We start from the raw sequence: 25100 nt of genomic DNA, 5'->3' as shown, positions 1-25100 counted from the left end.
CTTATGACAAAAGCAGCATTTCCATTAATGAAAATGCTGCTTTTTGTTTCAATTCTAATTACATATTATCGATAAATTCAACATAGCCTTGCGAACTGATGTCCAATTTTTTAAAATAATCCGTACTTCCTACCGTCTTAGATTCCGTACCATAAATGGCATAGAAGGAACGATAATCAGCGTTGCAGTAAACAAAAGTCGTGTCAAAGGGAGATAAAATACGGTCAAGCCCGTAGCCGAGTTTACCATCTTCACTGAAGTCTTTTTCACTTCCTCCGGCAGTTACAGCTAATGCGATTTTACGATTTCTTAATTTATCACTCTTCGAGCCCTATGCCCATCCGTAAGTAAATACTTCGTCCAGCCACTTTTTAAGCTGAGGCGGACTACTAAACCAGTAGACAGGGAATTGTAAGACGAGCTTATCATGCGCTTAAATTAGTTGTTGTTCCTTTTCCACGTTGATTTTTTCATCGGGATAGGCTTTGTACAGCTCATGTACCGTATATTTGTCTGGATATTTATGGAGTTCTTCGATCCAGCGTTTATTAACAACGGATGTTTCGATGTTTGGGTGCGTAACGACAACAAGTGTTTTCAATGGTGTATCCTCCATGTTTGAATCAGATTTAGGACTTGAGTTATACCTCCCATCACGCCATCGCGTAAGTATGCACTTTTAGTTCACGTACTTACCTAAAGGTAAGCATTGCAACCTGTCTGCACGTATATTGACGTACAGTCTTCGGGGCGATTCTCATCTTCGGTGTACACCCAAATATCACACAAGAGAGACTGGGTCATTCCTCCATCAATGTTACACTGGATACTTATTCACATGTTCTCCCCAGCTTACAAGAAGCAGCCCTTCGAGGGATCGGCGACTCCATTCTTGAAACGTGCAAAGAGGTCGGGATTACGACTGATCCCTCACTTTACTTGAGTAAAGGTTAGAAGGATGTTAGAAGATAGGTGATTTCAAGACAAACGGCGCGGTTCGGAGATCCCCGAAAACCGCGCCGTTATTCCATTCTTAGAGATGCTGGTGAAGGAAATTGAACCCCTGGGCTACACCAGATTAAGGCTGATATAGCTCTGTGGAAGCACATCCTCAAGCTTCCAAGCAAAACATCCTTCTCATTTTATAGCAAGATAGTCTTAGAAATAATTACAAGGAGGATAAACAGTACCAAGATTGCACCGGTAGATGTAAAGGCTCCTCCGATACCGCCACCATATCCGACACCACCAAAGCCAGCAATATTTTCGCTCATTTTAAATTTCCTCCTTTGTATTTAAGTTCATCTTAGCTTATGAAATCCACACTATAGTGCTTGGGTAAATAGGTAATTAGATATCTATCCATTTAAAGCCCCGACCGTAGGCAAAGGTTAGAAGAATGTTAGAAAATAGATGATTTTAAGACAAATGGCACGGTCCCGAAATCCCGGAAGCCGTGCCATGCGCAATTCTTAGATATGCTGGTGAAGGGAATTGAACCCCCGGCCTACGCATTACGAGTGCGTTGCTCTACCCCTGAGCTACACCAGCTTAAAGCTGATTTTTCTGTCAAACAAAAAATATTATACAACTTCCACCCAGAAACGCAAGCCTATTTCTCTCTATTTCCCTGCTCTCCCGAATTGCTATTCCATCTGTAGTTTACGCTCCACAGATTCCAGCTTTCCACGGCTAGTAGAGGGTTTATCTCGGCGGTCGTCTATTTTAAGTGAGGTAGAGACACGCTCTGCACCTGCGGCAAAAGGAGACTCGTGCAGCGCCTCGACTGCAGCAAAAATACGCTGAAGAGGCCCTTCGATAATTGTACCCATGGATGTAAGCTCATAAGTAATCCCTTCTACCGTCTTCAGCACTCGCTGCATATCCGCAACATAGCTGCTAAGGCTCGTACTACCTGTTCCAATCGGAATAACGGTTACTTCAGCAATAGGCATGGGAATACCTCCTCGGAATTTTAAAGTATGTGTCTCCTTCTATTGTAACAACTCCACCGCTCTCCCACAAATGATCTCAGCTTTATTATGCCCCTTCTTCTTTCCCCAAAAAATTCTCCGAAATATGACTTTCGCCACGGGTATTTTTTCTTACGTGAATTCTAGGGTCATCTGCACTACATTTATGGACTCTTTGTGGCATCTTTTCGGACAATTTATGAATCATTTTTCATATGCCTGTGGATCAATTGTGGATTACTTATGGACAGCCTGTGGATCATTTGTGGAGTACTTTTGAAGAACCCGCTCCCCGCGCGGGTTTTCTAAAAAACTGTTTACAAACACAACATCTTGGGTTATTTTTATCTAACGACAACAAAATATAGTGGAGACAGGCGCTTTGATCCTTAATCGGAATTAGAGCTTAATAGGGAAGTACGGTGAAAATCCGCTGCGGTCCCGCCACTGTAACCGGATGCCCTTTACAAGCTTTTAGAAGCTAAAGATGGGCAGATCTCCTGGCAGAAGCCACTGAGGGTAAGAACCCCCTTGGGAAGGCGCTGAGAGGTCCTCCGGAAGCCAGGAGACCTGCCTGTTTCGACGACACCAACTATGAGTGCCTGCGAGGAACAGGAGCGGTGTCCGCATGCGGTCATCTTCATAGAGACCACTACAAATATCTGTGTGGATATTTACATAACGCATCGGGCATTTTCAGCCATCCTCGCTAGGGGATGCTTTTTTTATGAGATCACAATGAATATACGGCCGCTTATGCGGCCCCACTTCTTAATGATAGGACGATAGACTGAGAGGAGAGCTATACAATGACGTTGTTGGAGAGACAATTTAACGGTACAACAAATGCACGGGAAGTTCTTTTAGAAGAGCTCATTGATTTAGGACGCGATATTATCGACAGCCGGGATTTGGACTTGCTGCGCGAGAATGCCAATTTGAACGGAGAGAGTTTCTCCGGTAAAATGAGCAAGTTCGGCAGTGAATATTCAAAATGGTACGCCCGTAACTTTACGATGCCGCCGCAGCTGGTGCAAGCCATTGATGACAATGTCGTCTATGTGCATGATCTGGATCAATACGCAATCGGAACGACTAACTGCATTTTTATCCCGTTTGATAAGCTTCTCCGAGAAGGCTTCAACACCGGCAACGGCAGTGTTCGTCCTCCGAACTCCATAATGACAGCTATGTCACTAGTAGCAATCATTTTTCAATCCCAGCAAAATGCTCAATATGGCGGCGTATCCGCCAATAAACTCGACTATGATCTGGCACCTTATGTAACCAAATCCTTCGCTAAGCTGTTCCGCAAGGGTCTGGATTATTTTGATGAGGGACAAGCTAATGAATCTTTGGGCGAGATCACAATGAGCCGGACCGATCTGGCGGAGGTATATCCGAGATCGTTCCGTTATGCACTGAAAGAAACTGAAATCGAAACCCTGCAAGCGGCTGAAAGTATGGTACATAATCTCAATACCATGTCCAGCCGATCCGGCGGGCAAATTCCGTTTACCAGTATCAATTATGGTACTTGTACTTCACCAGAAGGTCAGCTTGTAATCAGTTCCCTGCTAACAGCAACGATGAACGGGCTTGGCAGCGGAGAAACACCTGTATTCCCTATTCAAATCTTCAAATGCAAGCAAGGAATCAACCAACAGCAAGGCGATCCTAACTATGAATTGTTCCTAAAAGCAGCGGAATGTTCTGCACGCAGACTGTATCCGAACTTTGCTAATCTAGACGCTCCGCTCAACTTGCAGTATTATGATCCAAGTGATCCTGATACGGAATTTGCTACAATGGGCTGCCGCACTAGAGTGCTCGGTGACCGTTTTGGGCGTAATCATTGCTCCGGGAAGGGCAACCTTTCCTTTAATACACTGAATCTGGTTCGGCTCGGTCTGGCACACGGCACAGTAACAGGCCGGCGTACCGTCGCAGACGAAGCTGGCTTCTATGAGGATCTAAATCACTATATGGACATTGCGCTGGAAGGACTTCTTCATAGGTTCCGCATCCAAAGCGCGCAAAAAGCTAAAGCATCCGATTTCATGATGCGAGAAGGCGTCTGGGAAGGCGGCGAAACCCTCGCTCCTGAAGACTCTGTAGGTGAACTGCTGAAGCATGGTAGTCTGTCGCTCGGCTTCATCGGTATGGCGGAATGCATGAAAGCCATGTACGGCAAACACCATGGCGAGGATATGGAAGTCCATGCCAAGGCTGTGGCTATCGTACGTCATATGCGGGAGTATTGCGACCGGAAAAGTGAAGAACTGAATCTCAACATCACCTTGTTCGCAACACCAGCCGAGGGTCTGTCCGGTAAATTCACCAAGATTGATCGTAAGGTATTGGGTTCTATTCCAGGCGTAACTGACCGTGAGTATTATACGAACTCTTTCCACATCCCTGTATACTATGATCTAGGCGCTGCTCAGAAGATCAGCTTGGAAGCTCCTTTCCATGAATACTGCAATGCCGGGGCTATTTCTTATGTCGAATTAAACGGTAATGCCCGCAGCAATCCAACCGCTTTTATCAAAATCATTAAATACGCACTAGAACAACAGGTCAGCTACTTCAGCATTAACCATCCGATTGACCGCTGCTCAAGCTGCGGATACGAAGGCGTAATTGGGACAAACTGTCCTTCCTGCAACGCACATGAGAATGACGTGCACATCCGTCGTTTGCGCAGAGTTACAGGTTATTTAACTGGCGACTATCAGACCCGCTTCAACGCCGCCAAACAAGCCGAAGTACGGGATCGTGTTAAGCATCTATGAATATTTGCGGATACTATCCGGAGTCGATTAACGAGGGAGAGGGCATGCGGGCCGTCCTCTTCCTCAGCGGCTGCCGCCATCGTTGCCCGGGATGCTTTAATCCCGAGACATGGAATTTTAAATATGGAGAAGTTTTCACCTTAGAACGTCAACATGAAATCATCTCAGAAATCGCCGCTAACCCATTGCTGGATGGTTTAACACTAGCAGGCGGCGATCCTTTTTTCTCGGCAGAAGAGGTACTTGGGTTCATTCATGAGCTTCGCGCCGTGCTCCCAGGCTTCCCCATCTGGATTTACAGTGGGTATACGTATGAGGAACTAAACGCCCTTCCCGGTTCTCCGGAGTGGAATCTACTTACACAGTGTCAGGTATTAATAGATGGACGTTTTATAGAAGAATTAAAAGATACTACACTTCCTTACCGAGGAAGCTCTAACCAACGCATAATCGACATTCCGGCCAGTATGAACGGCTCGGAGGTCTTTCTGTGGCAGCCTACTGCGCTATAATATATCAATTTTTGATATTCAAAATTAATCCAAAATAAGAAGGGATGAAATAACCATGCCACAATTCGTAGTTAAACCAGATAATCGCCAACTGGCTTTTGATGAGAAACGCCTTTCCATATACGCCGACCGTATCTTGGAGGGTCTTGATCAACTAAATAAAGAAACATTGCTGCGGGGAGTAATTTCCAAACTGCGCCGTGACTCCGTAAGCGGAGAAGAAATTAGCAACGCCTTCACTATGAGTGCCCTAGAACTTGTAACAAAAGAAGAGCCTACTTGGAAGTTTGCAGCTGCCCGTGCCCTTCTGACTACCCTTTATAAAAAAGCAGCCGTTCACCGCCGCTATAAAGCTTATCCAGAAGAGCCTTACGGTGAGCTGTACCCTCTAATCACGGATCTTGTTAAAAAAGGAATCTACCGTGAGGAGCTTCTAACGCATTACACTAAAGAGCAAATCATCGAGCTAGGTGGATGTATCGATTATACACGCGACCTTCTATTCGATTACATTGGTCTGCTTACGCTATCTGACCGTTATTTGGCGCATGATTTTGACGGCCGTGTAATGGAGCTTCCGCAAGAACGTTACATGATTATCGCTATGTACCTCATGCACCGTGAGCCAGCCGAGAAACGTCTTGAGCTTGTAAAAGAAGCTTACTGGGCTATGAGCAACATCTACATGACAGCTGCTACCCCTACCATGTCCAATGCCGGTAAAAAGGTCGCTGGACAGCTCTCCAGCTGCTTCATCGATACGGTGGACGATTCCCTAGAGGGTATCTTTGATTCCAATACAGACGTAGCGCGCCTTAGCAAAATGGGCGGCGGTATCGGCGTCTACCTGGGTAAAGTACGGGCACGTGGTTCGGATATCCGTGGTCACAAGAACACTAGCTCCGGCGTAATCCCTTGGATTCGCCAATTGAATAATACCGCAGTCAGCGTAGATCAGCTAGGTACTCGTAAAGGTGCTGTCGCTGTCTACCTTGATGTATTCCATAAAGATATTCTCGCTTTCCTCGATCTTAAGCTAAATAACGGTGACGAGCGCATGCGTGCCCATGACGTATTCCACGGTGTAACCCTGCCGGACTTGTTCATGGAAGCTGTTGAATCACGCAGCCACTGGAACCTCTTTTGCCCTCATGAAGTGAAGAAGGTTATGGGCTGGACGGATGAGGATGGTCGTCCGCTGGGTCTGGAAGACTTCTACGATGAAGAGCTTGGTAAAGGTACTTTCCGTGAAAAATATGCTGAAGCTACAGCCAATCTGGAATTGTCCCGTATTACCGTTCCTGCGATCGACATCATGAAACGGATTATGAAATCACAGCTCGAAACAGGTACTCCGTATATGTTCTACCGTGATACGGTGAACCGGACGAACCCGAACCGCCACCAAGGAATGGTCTTCTCTTCCAATCTGTGCACAGAAATTATGCAGAATCAATCCGCTACCGTGATTGAACAGGAAGAATTAGTAACCAAAGATGGCAAGACCCGGATTGTTATCTCCAAGATTCCTGGCGATTTCGTAGTCTGCAACCTAAATTCTATTCACTTGGCACGTGCGATTCCAGCTGGCGTGCTGGAAAGACTTGTACCTATCCAAGTACGTATGCTGGACAACGTAATCGACATCAATAATATTGAAGTTCTGCAAGCACAATACACGAACAGCCAGTACCGCGCAGTGGGTCTCGGCACATTCGGCTTGCATCACCTATTAGCACTCAAGGGCATTCGTTGGGAATCTGATGAAGCCGTAGAATATAACAATCATTTGTATGAACACATCAACTACCTGTTGGTACGTTCGAGCATGGAGCTTGCCCGTGAAAAAGGCCGTTATCCGAAGTTCGCCGGTTCCGATTGGGAGACAGGTGCGTACTTTACTTCACGTGGCTACGTTAGCGGTGAACAAGAAGGTAAATATGTAACCACTGAACAATGGCGCGAGCTGCAAGAAGAAGTGGCTAAAGACGGTGTTCGTAACGCATGGATGTTCGCGATTGCACCGAACGGCTCCACATCGATTATTGCCGGCTCCACAGCCAGCATTGATCCTTTGTATGAACTGCTTTCCTATGAAGAGAAAACAACTTACAAGATCGCTAACCCGGCACCAGATCTGTCCGACAAGACAATCTGGTACTATAAGACAGCTTTCACCATTGACCAAAACTGGTCGATCCGCATGGCTTCCGCTCGTCAGCGTCACGTCGATCAAGGCCAAAGCTTCAACCTGTATGTTCGTCCTGACATCAAGGCTACCGAGTTCCTTGAGCTGCATCTGAACGCCTGGAAGGGCGGATTGAAATCAACTTATTATGTGCGTAGCCGTGCTTTGACAATAGAAGAGTGTGATTCTTGCGCTAGCTAATTATCTTAGTGCCCTGAATAGAAAAACGATGATGAATTTCGTAACTGCGAGGAATGTTTGGGCTTCCGGCCGCTGTTGTCATCAGATGTCTTGATCTTTACCGCTATTAGCGGATGACATCCGATGACAAAGGCGGTCGCTGACGCTCCTACAGCTCCAAACTTCCTCTCCGTTACTCCATCACCGTCTTTCTATGAACAAGACACCAAAGAAAGATTACCCGCGCAAAAAAATGGAGGGATAAGAAATGCAATTACAAAAGATTTTTAATACTGAAGCACCTAACCAATCCACACGCATTATCGACGGTGAATGCTCAGGCATTCTGAACTGGAATGATATCCGCATGCCTCATATGTACAAGCTGTACAAGGTCCTTCTGCTTAATCACTGGATCGCGGATGAAATCCCAATGTCCAAAGATGCGCAACAATTCCCTATGCTGGATGCAGAGGAGCAACGTGTATTTAAGATCAACATCTCCCTGCTCGCTGTGCTGGATTCGATGCAGACGATGTTCGTCAGCGACGTGAAGCGTTATTTCACCGACTCCTCACTAGAAGCTATTTCTGCCATTATCGGGCAACAAGAAGTAGTGCATAACCAATCGTATTCCTATGTTCTTTCCTCTATCGTGTCGGATAGTGAACAGAAAGAGATTTTCGAGTATTGGAAGAAAGATCCGGTTCTACTGGAGCGCAACCAATTTATCTCCGATATTTATCAAGAGTTCCGTGATAATCCAACGAAACAAACCTTTTTCCATGCGTTGGTAGCAGATCTCATCTTGGAAGGAATTTTCTTCTACAGCACTTTCGCCTTCTTCTACAATCTGGCCCGTGACCAGAAGATGATGGCGACTAGCCAAATGATCTCTTATATTCAACGTGACGAGAATCAGCACTGCTACTTCTTCGCAGAAGTATTTAAGCAGCTGCTCGTAGACTTCCCTGAGCTGAACACCAAAGAAAACATGGATTACGTATACCGTACCATCGACCGCGCGGTAGAGCTTGAAACCAACTGGGCTTACTACACTCTCACTAATGTTCGTGGCATTGACCTTAACGAGCTTAGCGACTATATCAAATATACAGCGAACAAACGTCTGACTTTGATGGGTATGGAAAAAGCTTACCAAGGTGTTGATGTTAACTGCATGCCTTGGATCAAGCCTTTCTCCGACGATGCGCTGAATGCTACGAAAACTGATTTCTTCGAAGCCAAGTCCCGCAACTACGGTAAGGTTGGCGACGATAACGGATTTGACGATTTGTAAGACTGGACTATAACGATCCATAGATAAAAAAGAGGCCATTCTCTACTTTTACAGTGAGATGGCCTTTTGGCTATAGCAAAAAAGCGTCTCCTCAACCCTTACATCAGGAATGAATGAGACGCTTATATATTTGTTATGAATCCATCAGAAACAGAATGCCTACTGCTGAGTCCTAAGCCTTGCGCTCTATTCGATGTGTAGTTTCTTCTGCCAGCTCAGCTAATGCATCATTCAGTCGCAGCTTCAGCTCCTCAGCAAGCTCTACCACGCCGTGATCATTACGAACCACCTGAGAATCCACGGCATACACTCCACCAAGAATGTAACGTGCACCGAGTACAGACAACACAGGTTTCAAAGCATAATCAATCGTGAGGAGATGTGCAAGACTGCCACCCATGAAGAGCGGGAGTACGATTTTGCCGGCCAATCCCTTTTGCGGAACTAGATCCAAGAAGGTCTTCAGCACGCCTGTATAAGAGGCTTTATAAACCGGGCTAACCACGATTACCGCATCCGCTTCAGCTACAAGGCCATTCGCCTTGACGATAGCATCGCTCTCAAACTTGGTGTGAATCAGATCTTCCGCTGGCAGCTCAGCTACGTTAATACGCTCAACCTCAAAGCCCTGATCCGTTAAGCTTGCCTCCGCATACTCTATAACTGCATTGATACGCGATACCAGGGAAGGCGTTCCGTTAATCACAACAATTTTAGCCACTTCTCCACCTCTTTCATCCCACTTGAGCAGCTCACACTGCAATATTTAACCCGACAGGAATACTTTAAATTAATATTAATCCTATCGCAGATTAGATATTATTGTCAAACCATAAACGCTTGCGCTCATCCCACTCTTGCGATATACTAAGCAACAATATTAAATCCAAGAATCAGGCCAATGATCGGCATCCAACCGTGAGGCGTCTGCGACCGGAGCCTATAATGACTCCCTAAGTTCACCGGGTTTCGCCCGTTACCGCGAAGACCAAAGAGGGTCGATTCTTTCCTGTTGTTAAGGAGATTCGATCAACCTGGGTGGCACCGCGAGCTGACGCTCCTCGTCCCATGGATGAGGGCGTTTTTTGCGTTTTTTCAAGCATAATCACCTTCGTCGTCCTTATAAGGACGGTAAGTGTTTGTGCGAGAAATAGAAGGATAAAGTGAAGGATGAACCTTACACTTCCTTATCTTTTAAACAAAAAGGAGCGAAACGGTATGCTGGAAATGAACTGGATTAAGGATAATCAGGAACTTGTAAGAAACACTGCCACCTGGAAAAGAGTCGACTTCCCACTGGATGAATTGCTGAATTGGGACGAAAAGCGCCGAAGCCTGCGACAAGAAACAGAACAAATAAGAGCCGAACGTAATGGGCTAACCAAAGAGGTTGAACAATTACTACGTAAGGGTGACCGCCCTGCTGGAGAGATCGTCAAAGCACAGGTACGAGAACTCAATAATAGGCTGAACCTGCTGGAAGCAGATTTGAACGAGGCTGAACGCTGCTGTAGAGAGCTCATGCTGCTCGCACCGAATCCGGTGTCGCAGGATACACCCATCGGCCACGATGATAACGATAACTTAGAACTGCGGTTGAACGGAGCGGTGCCGGAATTCGGCTTTACACCTCGTGATCATGTGGAGCTAGGTGAACTCCACGATATCATCGATATCCCTCGTGGCGTCAAAGCAGGCGGCCCCCGCAGCTATGTGCTTAAAGGAGCAGGACTGATGTTACATCTTGCTGTACAGAGACTAGCCCTAGATGTGCTCACTGCACGCGGATTCACCGTGATGGATGTTCCTGTAATTGTCCGCCCTGAAGCGTTGGAGCGAACCGGATTCTTTCCCGGTGGGATGGATCAGACGTACGAGCTCAGCGGAGATAATCGCTGGCTGGTTGGCACATCGGAAGTGTCGCTAGTTTCGCTTTACAGCGACGAGATTGTAGAGCTTGATACACCGATGCGACTAGCTGGAATGTCGACTTGCTTCCGCCGTGAAGTCGGATCAGCGGGGCGAGATGTGCGCGGGCTGTACCGTGTTCATCAATTCTCGAAGATTGAACAAGTCGTCTTATGCCGAAATGACGAAGGTGTCTCGGACCATATGCTTCACGAGGTCCTCGCAAATGCCGAGCACATCCTTCAGCTCTTAGAGCTCCCCTATCGAGTCATGGCTGTCTGCACAGGGGATATGTCCCTGAAGACGCATAAGCAGTATGATATCGAGACATGGATGCCTAGCAGAGGCGCATACGGTGAGACCCATTCGGCTTCTAATCTACTCGATTTCCAAGCTCGCCGATCGGGCATCCGTTATCGGAATGCTGATGGTCGCTTACAATACTGCCATACCTTAAATAACACCGCAGTCGCTACACCAAGAATTCTGATCCCGCTGCTGGAGAATCACCAGCAAGAGGATGGTTCTATCTACATCCCTCAGGCGCTGCGCAAATATATGGACGGATTAGAGCAGCTAGAGCTTCTACAACAGTAATCTGTTTTATCCAAGTAAATTTGAAATAAATAATGCCTATTCACTTCTCAACAAGAAGCTGAATGGGCATTTTTTTGTTCTAAGACCTCCCAAATAATCGAGCCTAACAACGCCTTCTCTATGTGTTATTCAAATGTAAAATTTAACTCATATATGGGATTATTCATCCTCCAATAAACACTAGATTTTAAGGATTATTGTATTTACGCACTATTTTCAGCCCCTATTCTTATGCGAAAACAATAACTTTTTATTTTTTATTTTAATTTATAGAACCTTTAATTTATATTAATGCAAACCAACCTTTCATTTTACATTTGAATGATAAGATTTAGTAGGTTTCTAATAAAAGATTTGAGGGGAGAATACTTATCCAAATGATTATTTCTTCAAGAGTAAGGAAATGGTGGGCTAGTGGACTGGCAATATTAATGCTTGTCGGCAGTGTGCTACCAGCAATTCAGACTGCCGAGGCAGCACCGGATAATAGCAATGTTGTTATCTCACAAGTCTATGGCGGTGGAGGAAACAGCGGAGCAGAGTTTAAGAATGATTTTATTGAATTATACAATCCTACCAACAAACCAGTGGTCTTGACTGGATGGAAAGTCCGATATACTTCCGCTACTGGAACCTTTAGCACCGGAACAGATTTAACAGGAACGATTCCTGCAAATGGATACTACCTTGTCCAAGAGGCTGCAGGAACAGGAGGAACTACTGCACTACCTGCTCCTGATGCTACAGGTATCCTAGCTATGAGTGGAACAAACGGTAAAGTCGACTTGGTTGACCCATCGAATAATACAATAGATTTAGTTGGCTACGGTACAGCTACAGGTGTTGAGGGAACTCCAACCCCTGCTCTCACCAACGCAACAGCCGCTATTCGTAAAGCCGCAGCTGGTGCGCCAGCAGATAGCCGTGGTCTAGATACGGACAACAACGTTACGGATTTTATTGTTCAAGCAGCAAGTCCACGCAATAGTAGTTATGGTAAAGCACCGGAGACAGCTAGCTCCGTAGTAGCTTCACCAGCCGCTAATGCCTGGCCGGTAGGTACTGAAATCTCTCTTAATTCTCCGACAGTTGGAGCATCCGTCTATTCAGCTGTTTATGGAGCAGCTGGTTCAACTGATTTCCAACCTTACACAGGGCCTATTACCTTAACTGAGGACACTACAATTAAGGCGTATGCTTCAGAACCAAATATGCCGGATAGCCCTATAACGGCTTTTGATTACACAATTCTGACCAAAACAGACGTCGCAACAGCACGCCTTGCTAGTAAAGGCCAGAATATTTCAACAGAAGGTATCGTAACTCACATTAATGCAGCAAAAATGTATATTCAGGATGAATCCGGCGGGATCGTACTTTACGGATTCCCAGAGTTCGCCAACGTTGGAGATCGTGTTGAAGTTAGTGGCACGATGGATATCTACAGCAACCTGCAAGAAATCAAATTCCAAAGTGGACTTCAATATTCTATCGTTGCGAATGATGTGGGTGTTCCTGCACCTAAATTGATTACAGCAGCTGACTTGTCTGCAGCGAACGGCGAAAGCCATGAAGCTCAGCTAGTTACTATGAATAATGTGACCATAGACAATGTAAATGGAAATACAGTGACTGCAAGTCAAGGTGGGCAGCAATTCACAATTTTCTCTACCCTGCCTAAACTCGTTAAGGGTAAAACCTTTGACAGCATTACTGGGGTTATTGAGCAATATAATACAACTTATCAATTCATTCCACTTAACGAAAACGCTATGGTGGAAGAAACCTTTTCCGTAATGGCGAGCCCTGGTGCAGGTCGCATCATTAAAGGAAGTGCTGTGACCCTATCCAGTCCTACCCTTGGAGCACAGATTTATTACACGACTGATGGAACAGAACCAACCGCAGCAAGCAAACTTTATTCAGATCCAATTACAGTTAGTAAAGATCTTACCCTTAATGCAATTGTCGTAGCAGATGGCAAGACCAGTAAAGTGTATACCTTTGCTTATAAAGCTTCTGATCTCCCTCGTATCCATGATATCCAAGGAGAATCTCATACTTCTGAGTATGCAGGCCAGAACGTTACTGATGTTGAAGGCATCGTTACCCAATACGGATACACTTTCGCAACTGGCGCTTATAGAGGTTTCTTTATGCAGGACCCTCAGCCGGACAATAACGTGAACACATCGGAAGGTATTTTCGTTTACAGCACAAATGCATCCCTTAAGCCTAAAGTTGGAGATTTAGTGCGCGTTAATGGAGCCGTTTCCGAGTATAACGAAGGAAGTGCGAGCAATCTAACCTCCACTCAAATTAATATGACATCACTAACAGTAGATTCCTCTTCTAGTTATACTGTGCCTGAACCTATCGTACTTGGCAAAGGTGGAAGAGCTATTCCTTCTTCCATCATTGATAATGACGGCATGGCGGATTTTGAACCTAGTGAAGATGCTATTGATTTCTATGAATCGTTAGAAGGTATGCTTGTAAAACTCCCTACCCCTACGATCATTAGTCCTTACTGGACAAGTGGTAGCGGAAATTCCATGCTTTATAACATCCCTACAAGAGTAGAAAATGATACTCCTGATGTCATCACACCAGCTGGTGGACTAGTTCTAAAGGAATATAACCAATTCAATCCTCAGCGCCTTATCATTGCCTATGGAAATCCGGGTCAAGAAGTCATCACCGGAGATAAGTTCGCTGGAGATGTTACAGGGGTCATCGGATACAACAATGGTAATTTCAAAGTAATTCCGGAGAACGGTAAGCTACCAACCATTACCCCAAGTACCTTTAAACAAGAAACAACTACTCTTGAGGTTAATGAGGACAAGCTATTAATCGCTTCATACAACATTGAGAACTTCTACCCAGGTGTCGGAGCAACAAAAATCCAGAAGCTTGCCGACTCCATCACGAATAATATGAAAAAGCCTGACATTATCGGCGTGGTCGAAATGCAGGACAGCAATGGTGAAACCGATAACGGAATCACTGAAGCAAGCGCAAACGAGCTAATTAAAGCTATTGAAACCGCTGGCGGTCCTGTATACAAATACACAGATATCGCTCCGGAGAACAATAAGGATGGCGGAGCCCCAGGCGGAAACATTCGCGTAGGATTCCTGTACAACCCAACAAGAGTACAGCTTGCAGACAGTATAACTGGACAAAAAGGCTCTGCTACACAATCCGTCGGCTACAACACAGCGACAGATAAGCTAACTTACAATCCGGGACGGATTGATCCAACGAATGCCGCATTTGCAAGTTCACGTAAACCCCTCGCTGCACAATTTATTTTCGGCGGCGAAAAAGTGATCGTGATCGCAAACCATTTCAATTCAAAAGGCGGCGATAATGGTCCTTTTGGAAATGTTCAGCCACCCGTATTGTCCAGTGAAACCCAACGTCATAAAATTGCAGCAGTCGTAAACGGATTTGTCAAAGAAATTCTGACTGCAAATCCTAAAGCCAACGTAGTAGCGCTTGGCGATTTGAATGATTTCCAATTCACTAAAACTGCAACAATCTTAAAAGGCTCAGAGCTAGACAATTTGATCGATACACTGCCTTTAAATGAGCAGTATACGTATACCTATGACGGAAACTCTCAAGTACTAGATCATATTCTTGTCAGTAAAAATCTAACGCCTTCTTCAAAAGTAGATGTCGTCCATCTAAATGCGGACTTCTCACCATCGAAAGGTCGGGTATCCGATCATGATGCGGTTATGGCACAGATTGATTTCAATACTTCTGAACAATTCCCGTTAACTGTTCTACACACCAACGATACACATGCGGGACTAGACACTGTAAGCTCGCCAAATAATATCTTGCGCCGTGTAACGGCAATCAAAGAGGCTAAGGCGACTACAGAAAACCCTATTCTTCTCGATGCGGGTGATGTATTCTCTGGAACGCTTTACTTCAATAAATATCTGGGTCAAGCCGATTTGGCCTTTATGAATCTGGTCAAATATGATGCTATGACTTTCGGCAACCATGAATTTGATAAAGATTCTGAGACGCTTTCCAAATTCATCGGCAACGCTAAGTTCCCTTTTGTCTCATCCAATGTAAATTTCTCTGCGGATGACATCCTAAGCAAAATGTTCACCAACGAGATTGGTCGGTCAGGTAACGCAGCAACCATCTACCCTGCTCTGATTAAAGAAGTAGACGGCGAACAGATTGGTATCATCGGCCTGACGACAGAAGATACAGCCAACATTGCTTCACCAGGCAAAGTGACTTTCGACAATGCTGTAGCTAAAACAAAAGATACTGTCGCTATGCTGCAAAACGAGAAGGTTAACAAGATTATTGTTCTCTCTCACCTTGGCTACGAAGAAGATCTCAAACTAGCAAAAGCCGTTAACGGCATTGATATTATTGTCGGTGGTCACAGCCATACACAACTAGATCAAGCTGTTGTAGATAACAGCGATCCTAGCGCACCGAAGCTTATTGTGCAAACTGGTGAAAAAGGACTGTTCCTTGGTAAACTCGAAGTTAAATTTAACAAAGATGGCGTTCTAACAACATGGAAAGACCAATTAATCTCCATCGACGCTAAGAACGGCACTAACTATGTTATCGCAGAGGATCCTGAAGCCAAGAAGATCCTAGATACCGAGTATAAGCCAGGCATTCAAGAGCTGACCAATGAGGTAGTAGGTAACTCAGAGGTTGTCCTAAACGGCGTTCGTGATAATGTTCGCACAAAAGAAACTAACCTCGGTAATCTGATTGCCGATGGTATGCTATTTGCAGCCAAGAAAGCTGGCACTAATGCTGTAATCGCCCTGCAAAATGGTGGTGGTATTCGCGAATCCATCAATGAAGGACCGATTACACAAGGCGAAGTACTTGGCGTACTTCCATTCAACAACGATCTGGTTACGATCACTTTAACCGGACAAGAAATTAAAGATGCGATGGAGAATGGTGTTTCCAAAACTCCAGCAGCAGACGGACGTTTCCCACATGTTGCAGGGTTGAAATTCTATTATGATTCTACAAAACCTGTGAACGAACGTGTATTACGTATCGAAGTGAAGAACGGAGACAAGTACGTTCCTCTGGATCTGAAAGCATCTTATGAAGTAGCTACTAATGCTTTCACAGCTAAAGGTGGAGATTTCTATACTTCCCTTGAGAAGGCCTATAAAGAAGGCCGTGTGAATTTGCTGTATCTGCCGGACTTCGATGTATTTACAAAGTATCTTAAAGAGGTTGGAACTGTCACTGCGAATACTTCCGCTGTTGAAGGTCGTATTATAGATCTGAAAGGTACACCACTGCCGGAGACAAATGAAGACTTCCCGTTAACTGTTCTACACACCAACGATACACATGCGGGACTAGACACTGTAAGCTCGCCAAATAATATCTTGCGCCGTGTAACGGCAATCAAAGAGGCTAAGGCGACTACAGAAAACCCTATTCTTCTCGATGCGGGTGATGTATTCTCTGGAACGCTTTACTTCAATAAATATCTGGGTATAGCAGATCTCAGATTCATGAATTTGGTAAAATATGATGCTATGACTTTCGGGAACCATGAATTTGATAAAAATTCTGAGACGCTTTCCAATTTCATCCGTAAAGCTGAATTCCCTTTTGTCTCATCCAACGTAAATTTCTCTGCGGATGAAATCCTAAGTAAAATGTTCACCAATGAAATTGGTCGGTCGGGTAACGCAGCAACCATCTACCCTGCACTGATCAAAGAAGTAGACGGCGAACAGATCGGTATCATCGGCCTGACGACAGAAGATACAGCCAACATTGCTTCACCAGGCAAAGTGACTTTCGACAATGCTGTAGCTAAAGCAAAAGATACTGTCGCTATGCTGCAAAACGAGAAGGTTAACAAGATTATTGTTCTCTCTCACCTTGGCTACGAAGAAGATCTCAAACTAGCCAAAGCCGTTAATGGTATTGATATTATTGTCGGTGGTCACAGCCATACACAACTGGATCAAGCCGTTGTAGATAACAGCGATCCAAAAGCACCGAAGCTTATTGTACAAACCGGTGAAAAAGGACTATTCCTTGGTAAACTTGAAGTTAAATTTAACAAAGATGGCGTACTAACTACTTGGAAAGACCAATTAATCTCCATCGATGCTAAAAATGGCGCTAACTATGTTATCGCAGAGGATCCTGAAGCCAAATTGATCTTGGAAACCGAATATAAACCGGGTATTGAGGAACTGGGCAATGAGGTAGTAGGTAATTCAGAGGTTGTCCTAAACGGCGTTCGTGACAATGTTCGCACAAAGGAAACCAATCTCGGTAACCTGATTGCCGATGGTATGCTCTTTGCAGCCAAAAAAGCTGGTACTAATGCTGTAATCGCCCTGCAAAATGGCGGCGGCATTCGCGAATCTATCAATGAAGGACCGATTACACAAAGCGAAGTACTCGGCGTACTTCCATTCAACAACGATCTGGTTACGATCACTTTAACCGGACAAGAAATTAAAGATGCGATGGAGAATGGTGTTTCCAAAACTCCAGCAGCAGACGGACGTTTCCCACATGTTGCAGGGTTGAAATTCTATTACGACTCTACGAAACCTGTGAACGAACGCGTATTACGGATTGAAGTGAAGAACGAAGACAAATACGTTCCTCTGGATCTGAAGGCATCTTATGAAGTAGCTACTAACGCTTTCACAGCTAAAGGTGGAGATTTCTATACTTCCCTTGAGAAGGCCTATAAAGAAGGCCGCGTGAACCTGCTGTATCTGCCGGACTTTGATGTATTTACGAATTATCTTAAACAAGTTGGAACTGTCACTGCGAATACCTCCGCTGTTGAGGGCCGCATTGTGGACCTGAAAGGGGCACCACTGCCGGAGACAACTCCAACTCCAACACCAGTGCCAACACCATCACCAACAACTGAGCCAACAACAGTACCAACAACTGAGCCAACAACAGTACCAACAACAGTACCAACAACAGTACCAACAACAGTACCAACAACAGTACCAACAACAGTACCAACATCACCAGCAGTTCCAACTGCAACAACAGCACCAACAGCGACACCGGCGCCAACTGTTGCACCAATAGCGACACCGCAAGTAACAACGATTAATGCTTCTGATCTGACCAAGCAACTCAGTGAACTGGCAATCGGTAGCCATGAGCTGGTCATTCCGGTTAAAGCTACTACTAGCGGCGCTCAAGTAGTACTTCCAGGCAGTGTGCTTGTACAACAAGCTGCAGCACAGCCTAATACCGTTCTTACCTTTACAACTGCTGGCACTTCTTATTCCTTACCGCTCAGCGTTATAAACAGCGCAGCACTTACTGCTCAATTAGGTAGCAGCGACTTTACAATTACGGTATCCATTCTTCTAGCGGATTCGGGAACACTAAACCGTACAAACCAAGCTATTTCTTCACAGCTAGGCAATGCTACTTTAGCTGCTCCAGTAATTGATTTCAGTGTTTCAGCGCAAGCTGGAACAAAGCTTGTACCGCTGAACAGCTTCGGCAGTACTTACGTTAATCGGATGATCAATGTACCTTCTTCCTTAAATTCAAATAACGCAACAGCAGTTGTCTTCGATCCTGCTACAGGTAAGATTTCTTTCGTACCTGCGATATTTACGCCTAAGGCTGATGGGACCACGGATGTTACGATTAAACGGAATAGCAACAGCTATTACACCGTCGTTAAGACTTCCAAAACGTTCGGGGATCTTAACGGACACTGGGCTAAAGCGTCCATTGATCTGTTAGCTTCCAAGTTGATCGTCAGTGGAACAAATAACGATACGTTCTCTCCTTCACAGTCGATCACACGGGCTGAGTTCGCAGCATTAATTACGCGTTCTCTAGGACTTTCGACAGTAGGTGGTGAGGCATCATTTAAGGATGTAAATCCAAGCGCGTGGTATGCTGATGCTATTCGCACTGCAGCAGAAGCCGAATTGATTTCTGGTTATTCCGATGGCAGATTTAAGCCAGGTAGCCCGATCACTCGTCAAGAAATGGCCTCTGTATTAGCTAAAGCCATCAAGTACACGGGCAAAACCTTAAATGCCGATCCTGCAGCACTAGCTAAATTCAGTGACGCGGTAAGCATTCCTGCTTGGTCTCAAGCAGCAATCACAGAAATCGCTACTGCGGGCATTATCCAAGGAGCGACAGACGGTTCCTTTGCTCCACAGAAACTAGCAACTCGTGCTGAAGCCGTTACGATGCTCGAAAAGACATTGAAATATCTCCAGTTTATCAACTAATATAGGCTGATCCTCAGCTCTAGGGAAGAAACGGTGATATAGTGTTTCTATGATATCCCTGCGTTTCTCGTTACAAAAAGGCGGTTCCCCGAGTGCATTATGCACCCGAGGAACCGCCTTTATATATAAGTCCTACTAGATTGAATGTAAGTACTACAATTCTACGATTCCATCCCAGCCTTATTCACTTCATAATGACTTGTATCCCCGTGCAGCAGGATCTCCGCCACGCTATCCGTAAAATCAATCCTCGATAAGCAGGTTGGATAAATGTAAGGCAGATCCCATAGCTTAGGCAACTCTCTGCCCTCAAAATAAGCCATCAAGAGCTTGATCACTACCGTATGCGTTACGATAAGAATCGTCTCACCCTGATGGGCAGTGAGAATTTCCTGAAGCTTCTCTAGTGCTCTTATCTGCACCTCTGCGAAGGTCTCACTGCCCTCCACTTTAAATTGGTCGGGGTCCTTCCAGAAATAACGATGCTGGTCTGAATACTGAGCTGCCAGTTCAGTAGAATCTCTACCTTCCCATACACCCATGTCGATTTCTTTAAATGCATCGGAAATCTTCAGCGGAACATCCCGCTCTCCGCGTATAATTTCAGCTGTACGCAGCGCCCTTGGGCTAGAGCTTGCATAAATAACATCAAGATTCATAGCCTGCATTCCCCGGCTCAGCCATTCCGCCTGTTGTACACCAAGCGTCGTCAGCGCAGAGTCCATATGACCTTGCATACGATTCTGCACATTCCATTCTGTCTGACCATGACGCGTTAGATATATCGTTGTAGTATTCATCCGCCGCTCCTCCTCTTAGCCCCAAATCCAGAGATAGTCTACTTCCTGTTTCGCTCCATCCAGTTCACCGCATAGTCAACAATTTCACGCTGCGGAATCAATTGAGCAGCAGCTGAGGCGATGTGACCATATGTAATAAGCCCTGTTTCTTGCCCGAATTGTTCAGCAAGTTCAACGAAATCGTCAGAGTTCCAATCTAGCTCCTTGAATTCCAACCACTGTCTATGTCCATCCACCATCATAGGTGCCCCGCCAATGACTTGCTTCTTTCCTTCATAGCAGGCACGGCATTCAGCAAGATGTAATGAAGTATTATTTAAATTCCCTACGCCTAGCAGCAGTACACTTCCCCCAAGATCATAAATACGAGCTAATGGTGAGTCATCCCCCAAACCGTATTCGAGGGAGTGACCATATATAACCTCATCCCTATGATTGCCCCAAGCCGCAAATGAATGAATGGGATGATCGCTGCGTTTTACCCCTTTTTGCCTACGGAAGCAATCCGGAATAATACCCATCCCTCTCAGTGGAGTCAGGTCTGGATCATAGGCCGGCATCTGCTCACGGATACTCTGCCACCAAGATTCAGGCACTGGTGGGTTACTCCAGCCAGCAGGGTCCGTCAGATCACTTGAATGCGTCGGCATCACAAGCGTGCCTGTTTCTCCAAGGACCTCCTCAAGCGCCAAAATAACGGCAACCGGGCCACCTGCCACCCATTGGCCTAGTGATTTGAAGGACGAATGCAGTATAATCGTCATCCCCGCCTGTACACCCAGTCGCCTAAAGTCCTCTGCCAACGTCTGAACTGTAATCAAATTGCCTTGAATTTCTTCCACCCTTCATTCCCTCCAAACTCTCTTGCTGCTAATCCTAACAAAGCTTCTCACTGCCATTATATAGGAGGATTACTTCTAACGACACCCATACCGTCCATCAAGGTACAGTACAGCAATGATATTTATACTAAAGCTACTTATCCTGCCTTTTACGAAAAATCTTCAGACAGCATTTTGGCTCTATAATCCCCTGGAGAGATTCCTTCCAACTCTTTGAATACACGGGCAAATTGCTTGCTGTTCTCAAAACCTACTTTTTCCGAAACTTCCGCAAGCTTCCCACAATCTTTCGCTAACAGCTCTTTAGCATGACGGATGCGCACCTTTTTTAAATAAATGACAAAATTCTCCCCAGTATATGCTTTGAAGGCTTCGCTAAAATAAGAATAATTCAAAGAAACATGGTTACTAACCATAGCCATATTTAGTGGACGAGCATAATTCGTCTCAATATAATTTAGCGCTTCCTCCATGTCAGCATGCTCCGTATGAGCAGAGCGCACCCCTAGAATATAATCACTCACACTCAGGAGCAAATTCTCCAGCGCACGATAATAATCATGGAAATGACGATAATTGTACATATTGCCTACTGTACGATACAGTTTCAGCACCTCTACCGAGGCTTCGCCATGCACCCGAAATACTTCATCCAGCACCAATTCATTGATATTCTGTCCCACCGACTCCAAATAAGACAGGTCAAGCGCCTTCAAATGCTCGGTCTGAAAAATCTCAGCCAGAAGATGCTTCATTTCCTTCTCGCGTTCTGTTCCAAGCATATTGAGCAGCTTACGAATTCCCTCCTTCGGTAAGGGAGAATTAGACCGTTCTTGACTCACATCCGCATAATTCAATAAGTTCACTTGTGGATATACAAAAGTATACTGTAAAGCCCGGGACGCTTCCTTATAACAGGAACGAAGATCTGCGAGACTTCTTCCTTCGCTGCTTATTCCAATCGACAATCCCATTATTTCTTTAGCTTCTGCTTGTCTGGACAGCTCTATAAAATCCTGTTTTCTGGTTCCGAGTAATACTAATTTACCGTCCCAGTCCGTTGTGATTTCCGAAAAACACTTTTCAAGTGGTCCTATCAATCGTTCAACCAGCCCCTGAACATCCCCCGGCTTCATTCTTGATCCGTCATTACAATAGTAATTCAACACACCTACTGTAAAAGGAACCTCCAAGTCATCTAGACTCTCCTGCTGCTCTGGCTCCAACTGAACTTCCTGCTGCATAAACAGCCCCCGTAAACGGCTAGAGCGCAGCTCTCGGCGAAAATGTTCTGCTTCCTGCTCCTGCTGCCTTGCGCTGAGATTCTGCTCCTCCTGCTCCTTATCTATACACTTCAAAATTTCGAATAATTCATCTCTACGAATCGGTTTAAGTAAATAATCCTTCACGCGATATCGGATCGCGCTTTTGGCATATTCAAAATCGTCATACCCGCTTAAAATTACCACTGCTGGACTTTTCTCACCCCTTGTCGCCGAAGACAACTGCTTCAACAGCGTAATTCCATCCATTACTGGCATACGTATATCTGTAATAATAATATCTGCACCATCAGTCTTATAGATATCCAACCCCTCTGCACCGTTACTCGCCATCGTGATGGTATAAATGGACGGAAATTCTCTTTCTATCATAGTCTTGAGACCGAAACGAATATTTTTCTCATCATCAATGATCAGTAGTTTCTTCATAGTTGTTTTTCTCCCGTCAAAAGAACTTTCGGCAAGGCTAAACGTACCATCGTCCAGCTTCCTGCTTCACTCTGTACTACAAGCCCATATTCATCGCCATAAAAGATTTGCAGACGCTGATGTACATTTCTCAGACCAATGCCACCTGTTCGGCGGTCAGTCGCTGTCTGTTCAGCAGTGCTCTCACGGCGTTCATCTTTCGCATAAATCGCCTCGTTTAAAGCATGTAGACGCTCTGGTGTTAGTCCTATGCCATTATCACGAAGCTCTATGAAAATATCACCTTCCGTTTCCGAAATAGTAATTTGAACGATCGGGTCCTGCATATTATCTTTCTCATCGCACCAAGCATGCTTAACACTGTTCTCCACAATTGGCTGCAGTGACATTTTAAGCACCTCCAGCTCTAAATATCGGGGTTCAATATGAAGCATCAGCTTAACCGGATACTCAAAACGAATATTCATTACTTCAATGTAATTCTCAATATGACGAATTTCGTCTCGCAGCTTGACATACTCTCCGGACCATTTGAAATTATAACGCATCATCCCCCCTAGTGAGGTTAATGCATCTGAGATCGTTCGTTGGTTTTCAATTTCAGCCAGCATTTTAATATTTTCCAGCGTATTATATAAAAAATGTGCGTCAATCTGGTTATGCAGCGTACGTAACTCAGCCTCTTTTGACAATGCCTGCTTGCTTACTGCTTGAGCTACCAATGTATTGATCGTGTTCATCAGTTTAGAGAAATGATGGGCAAGCTCACCAACTTCCCCTCCACCCCGTATCATAATTCCAGTGTACGCTTCACCTCTACGCACTCTTTTCATTGTTTCAGTCAATCTACGTAGATTTTTTAGAATAAAGGCATTTGTCACATAAGCAATCAGCGTTAGCAAGGTAATAAACCCGACATTGGCACCAATGATTAAGTTGCGCGTTCGGGAGATATCCTTCATAACCCCCTCCATGGACACTACATTTAACAAATAAGCATCAATATGTTCAAGCGGAGTGTTAATCAACAAAAACGATTGACCATTCTCCGAGTACTCGCTATCCCATTCCCCAGTTTCCCGAAAATGCTTATAACGTTCTGCAATCATATCAGCCATCTTCAGATTATTCTGTAAAAAAGAATGATCCGGTCTGGTGAAAAGCTGCAGTTCACTATCCACAAGGAACATTTGGGTCTGATTATCCCGGACATCTGTATACGTCTTAGGTGTAAAACGACTCAGCATCATATCCACCTGCACCATGCCTATATGATTGTCTGCCGGACGACTCTTTTCACGCAGCAATGAGACCTTGGGCAGACTTTCCGTCGGTGCTCCCAAGTATCTCTGCATTAGATCCGGATCACTTTTCTGAAAAGACCAGTATTCCTGCCCCTTCATTTGAAGCGCTTTCTGAAACCATGGATTGGAAGAAACTCTCTCTTCACGAAAGATAATCGGCCAAATTTCATGCACTTTATTGCTTTTCGAATACAGCCGCAAATGCTCGATATTCGGATTATTAAATTGAATACGAGTCATATTCACATAGGCATTTGTATTGAAATTAATCAAATCTACTAGCTGCGGTTCGGTTTCATTCGCAAGGAAATCTTCTACATCGGTATCAGAATAAGCCATCTGTGCCGCACGTTCCATTGCCTCAATTTGATTATAGATATGTAACTTTTCCATTTGCAGCAAATAATCATTCTTCTCGATGGCATCTCTAAGATAGGTATTATTGATAGACTCATAGAAGTAGACGGATACCAGCAAGCACGGGCCTAAAATAATAAAAACATAGGCTGCAATTAAACGACTCTGGAGAGATCTTCTTCCCCACCAATAACTAAAAGAATTCCATAATTCTCTAGCTCGTTCACGTCTGTTCACTCTATACACTTCTGTACTGTCCACCTCGCTAAAATAGTGAATGCTTAACCTATTTAATATCTATACCATATTATAGATTGAAAATAACCCAATCGCCCGCAATAGCGGGC

At 44.9% G+C, this 25100-nt stretch carries 13 protein-coding genes, 1 tRNA gene, 1 pseudogene and 1 riboswitch; of the genes and pseudogenes, 6 read left to right on the top strand and 9 right to left on the bottom strand.

Translation table 11 applies throughout. From position 1 onward, the window contains the following. Window positions 1-58 precede the first annotated feature (58 nt). From MHB64_RS02455 to MHB64_RS02440, 4 genes and pseudogenes are all read right to left on the bottom strand, one after another. Window positions 59-601, bottom strand: a pseudogene (locus MHB64_RS02455) (NAD(P)H-dependent oxidoreductase). 541 nt (window positions 602-1142) lie between these two features. Then, complete coding sequence (locus MHB64_RS02450; RefSeq protein WP_218832805.1) at window positions 1143-1274, bottom strand: YjcZ family sporulation protein; 132 nt, start codon at window positions 1272-1274, stop codon at window positions 1143-1145. A gap of 205 nt (window positions 1275-1479) precedes the next feature. Beyond that, a tRNA-Thr gene (locus MHB64_RS02445) sits at window positions 1480-1551 on the bottom strand. 95 nt (window positions 1552-1646) lie between these two features. After that, window positions 1647-1955 carry an MTH1187 family thiamine-binding protein gene (locus MHB64_RS02440; RefSeq protein WP_094874465.1) on the bottom strand — a complete coding sequence of 103 codons (309 nt, stop codon included), beginning with the start codon at window positions 1953-1955 and terminating at the stop codon, window positions 1647-1649. A gap of 376 nt (window positions 1956-2331) precedes the next feature. Next, window positions 2332-2565: riboswitch (cobalamin riboswitch) on the top strand. A gap of 217 nt (window positions 2566-2782) precedes the next feature. Between MHB64_RS02440 and MHB64_RS02435 the strand changes: the two genes are divergently transcribed. The 4 genes from MHB64_RS02435 (at window position 2783) to MHB64_RS02420 (ending at window position 8948) form a co-directional block, all read left to right on the top strand. Beyond that, window positions 2783-4768, top strand: a complete 1986-nt coding sequence (locus MHB64_RS02435; RefSeq protein ID WP_341133641.1) for an anaerobic ribonucleoside triphosphate reductase — start codon at window positions 2783-2785, stop codon at window positions 4766-4768. Continuing rightward, window positions 4765-5280, top strand: coding sequence for an anaerobic ribonucleoside-triphosphate reductase activating protein (nrdG, locus tag MHB64_RS02430; RefSeq protein WP_341133640.1), 516 nt, complete (start codon window positions 4765-4767; stop codon window positions 5278-5280). Before MHB64_RS02435 ends, nrdG begins: the two co-directional genes overlap by 4 nt. A gap of 55 nt (window positions 5281-5335) precedes the next feature. Next, the gene (locus tag MHB64_RS02425) at window positions 5336-7669 is read left to right on the top strand and encodes a ribonucleoside-diphosphate reductase subunit alpha (RefSeq protein WP_094874468.1); all 2334 of its coding nucleotides are present in this window, start codon (window positions 5336-5338) and stop codon (window positions 7667-7669) included. Between the two features lie 247 nt (window positions 7670-7916). Further along, a complete protein-coding gene (locus MHB64_RS02420; RefSeq protein WP_094874469.1) occupies window positions 7917-8948 on the top strand; it encodes a ribonucleotide-diphosphate reductase subunit beta in 1032 nt (343 codons plus the stop codon). Window positions 8949-9120: 172 nt separating this feature from the next. Here MHB64_RS02420 and ssuE read toward each other — a convergent pair whose 3' ends face one another. After that, a complete protein-coding gene (gene ssuE, locus MHB64_RS02415; RefSeq protein ID WP_094874470.1) occupies window positions 9121-9669 on the bottom strand; it encodes an NADPH-dependent FMN reductase in 549 nt (182 codons plus the stop codon). 497 nt (window positions 9670-10166) lie between these two features. Here ssuE and serS point away from each other — a divergent pair, with 497 nt between their 5' ends. Both serS and MHB64_RS02405 read left to right on the top strand, forming a co-directional pair. Next, window positions 10167-11453, top strand: a complete 1287-nt coding sequence (gene serS, locus MHB64_RS02410; protein WP_341133639.1) for a serine--tRNA ligase — start codon at window positions 10167-10169, stop codon at window positions 11451-11453. A 377-nt stretch (window positions 11454-11830) separates the two neighbouring features. Continuing rightward, window positions 11831-19738 (top strand): 5'-nucleotidase C-terminal domain-containing protein, encoded by a 7908-nt coding sequence (locus tag MHB64_RS02405; RefSeq protein WP_341133638.1) that lies wholly within the window; start codon window positions 11831-11833, stop codon window positions 19736-19738. Between the two features lie 161 nt (window positions 19739-19899). On the opposite strand, the gene MHB64_RS02400 is transcribed toward MHB64_RS02405, so the two are convergent. From MHB64_RS02400 to MHB64_RS02385, 4 genes are all read right to left on the bottom strand, one after another. Beyond that, the gene (locus tag MHB64_RS02400; RefSeq protein ID WP_341133637.1) at window positions 19900-20538 is read right to left on the bottom strand and encodes a histidine phosphatase family protein; all 639 of its coding nucleotides are present in this window, start codon (window positions 20536-20538) and stop codon (window positions 19900-19902) included. 38 nt (window positions 20539-20576) lie between these two features. Next, window positions 20577-21380 (bottom strand): aminoglycoside N(3)-acetyltransferase, encoded by an 804-nt coding sequence (locus MHB64_RS02395; protein WP_280787180.1) that lies wholly within the window; start codon window positions 21378-21380, stop codon window positions 20577-20579. Window positions 21381-21529: 149 nt separating this feature from the next. Then, window positions 21530-23092: a response regulator gene (locus MHB64_RS02390; protein WP_341133636.1), complete on the bottom strand. Its 1563-nt coding sequence runs from the start codon at window positions 23090-23092 to the stop codon at window positions 21530-21532. Next, window positions 23089-24999, bottom strand: a complete 1911-nt coding sequence (locus tag MHB64_RS02385; RefSeq protein ID WP_341133635.1) for a cache domain-containing sensor histidine kinase — start codon at window positions 24997-24999, stop codon at window positions 23089-23091. The genes MHB64_RS02390 and MHB64_RS02385 overlap by 4 nt, the downstream gene beginning before the upstream one ends. Between the last annotated feature and the right edge of the window lie 101 nt (window positions 25000-25100).

The sequence above is a fragment of the Paenibacillus sp. FSL K6-2859 genome, assembly GCF_038008265.1.
GTDB lineage: Bacteria > Bacillota > Bacilli > Paenibacillales > Paenibacillaceae > Paenibacillus_AQ > Paenibacillus_AQ nitricinens.
This window is presented reverse-complemented; position numbering and strand designations above follow the sequence as displayed.

Excerpts from the sequence above, each read along its gene's own strand:
- MHB64_RS02450 (WP_218832805.1), bottom strand. The coding sequence starts at position 1,274 with ATGAGCGAAAATATTGCTGGCTTTGGTGGTGTCGGATATGGTGGCGGT.
- MHB64_RS02440 (WP_094874465.1), bottom strand. The coding sequence starts at position 1,955 with ATGCCTATTGCTGAAGTAACCGTTATTCCGATTGGAACAGGTAGTACG.
- MHB64_RS02435 (WP_341133641.1), top strand. The coding sequence starts at position 2,783 with ATGACGTTGTTGGAGAGACAATTTAACGGTACAACAAATGCACGGGAA.
- nrdG (WP_341133640.1), top strand. The coding sequence starts at position 4,765 with ATGAATATTTGCGGATACTATCCGGAGTCGATTAACGAGGGAGAGGGC.
- MHB64_RS02425 (WP_094874468.1), top strand. The coding sequence starts at position 5,336 with ATGCCACAATTCGTAGTTAAACCAGATAATCGCCAACTGGCTTTTGAT.
- MHB64_RS02420 (WP_094874469.1), top strand. The coding sequence starts at position 7,917 with ATGCAATTACAAAAGATTTTTAATACTGAAGCACCTAACCAATCCACA.
- serS (WP_341133639.1), top strand. The coding sequence starts at position 10,167 with ATGCTGGAAATGAACTGGATTAAGGATAATCAGGAACTTGTAAGAAAC.
- MHB64_RS02405 (WP_341133638.1), top strand. The coding sequence starts at position 11,831 with ATGATTATTTCTTCAAGAGTAAGGAAATGGTGGGCTAGTGGACTGGCA.
- MHB64_RS02400 (WP_341133637.1), bottom strand. The coding sequence starts at position 20,538 with ATGAATACTACAACGATATATCTAACGCGTCATGGTCAGACAGAATGG.
- MHB64_RS02390 (WP_341133636.1), bottom strand. The coding sequence starts at position 23,092 with ATGAAGAAACTACTGATCATTGATGATGAGAAAAATATTCGTTTCGGT.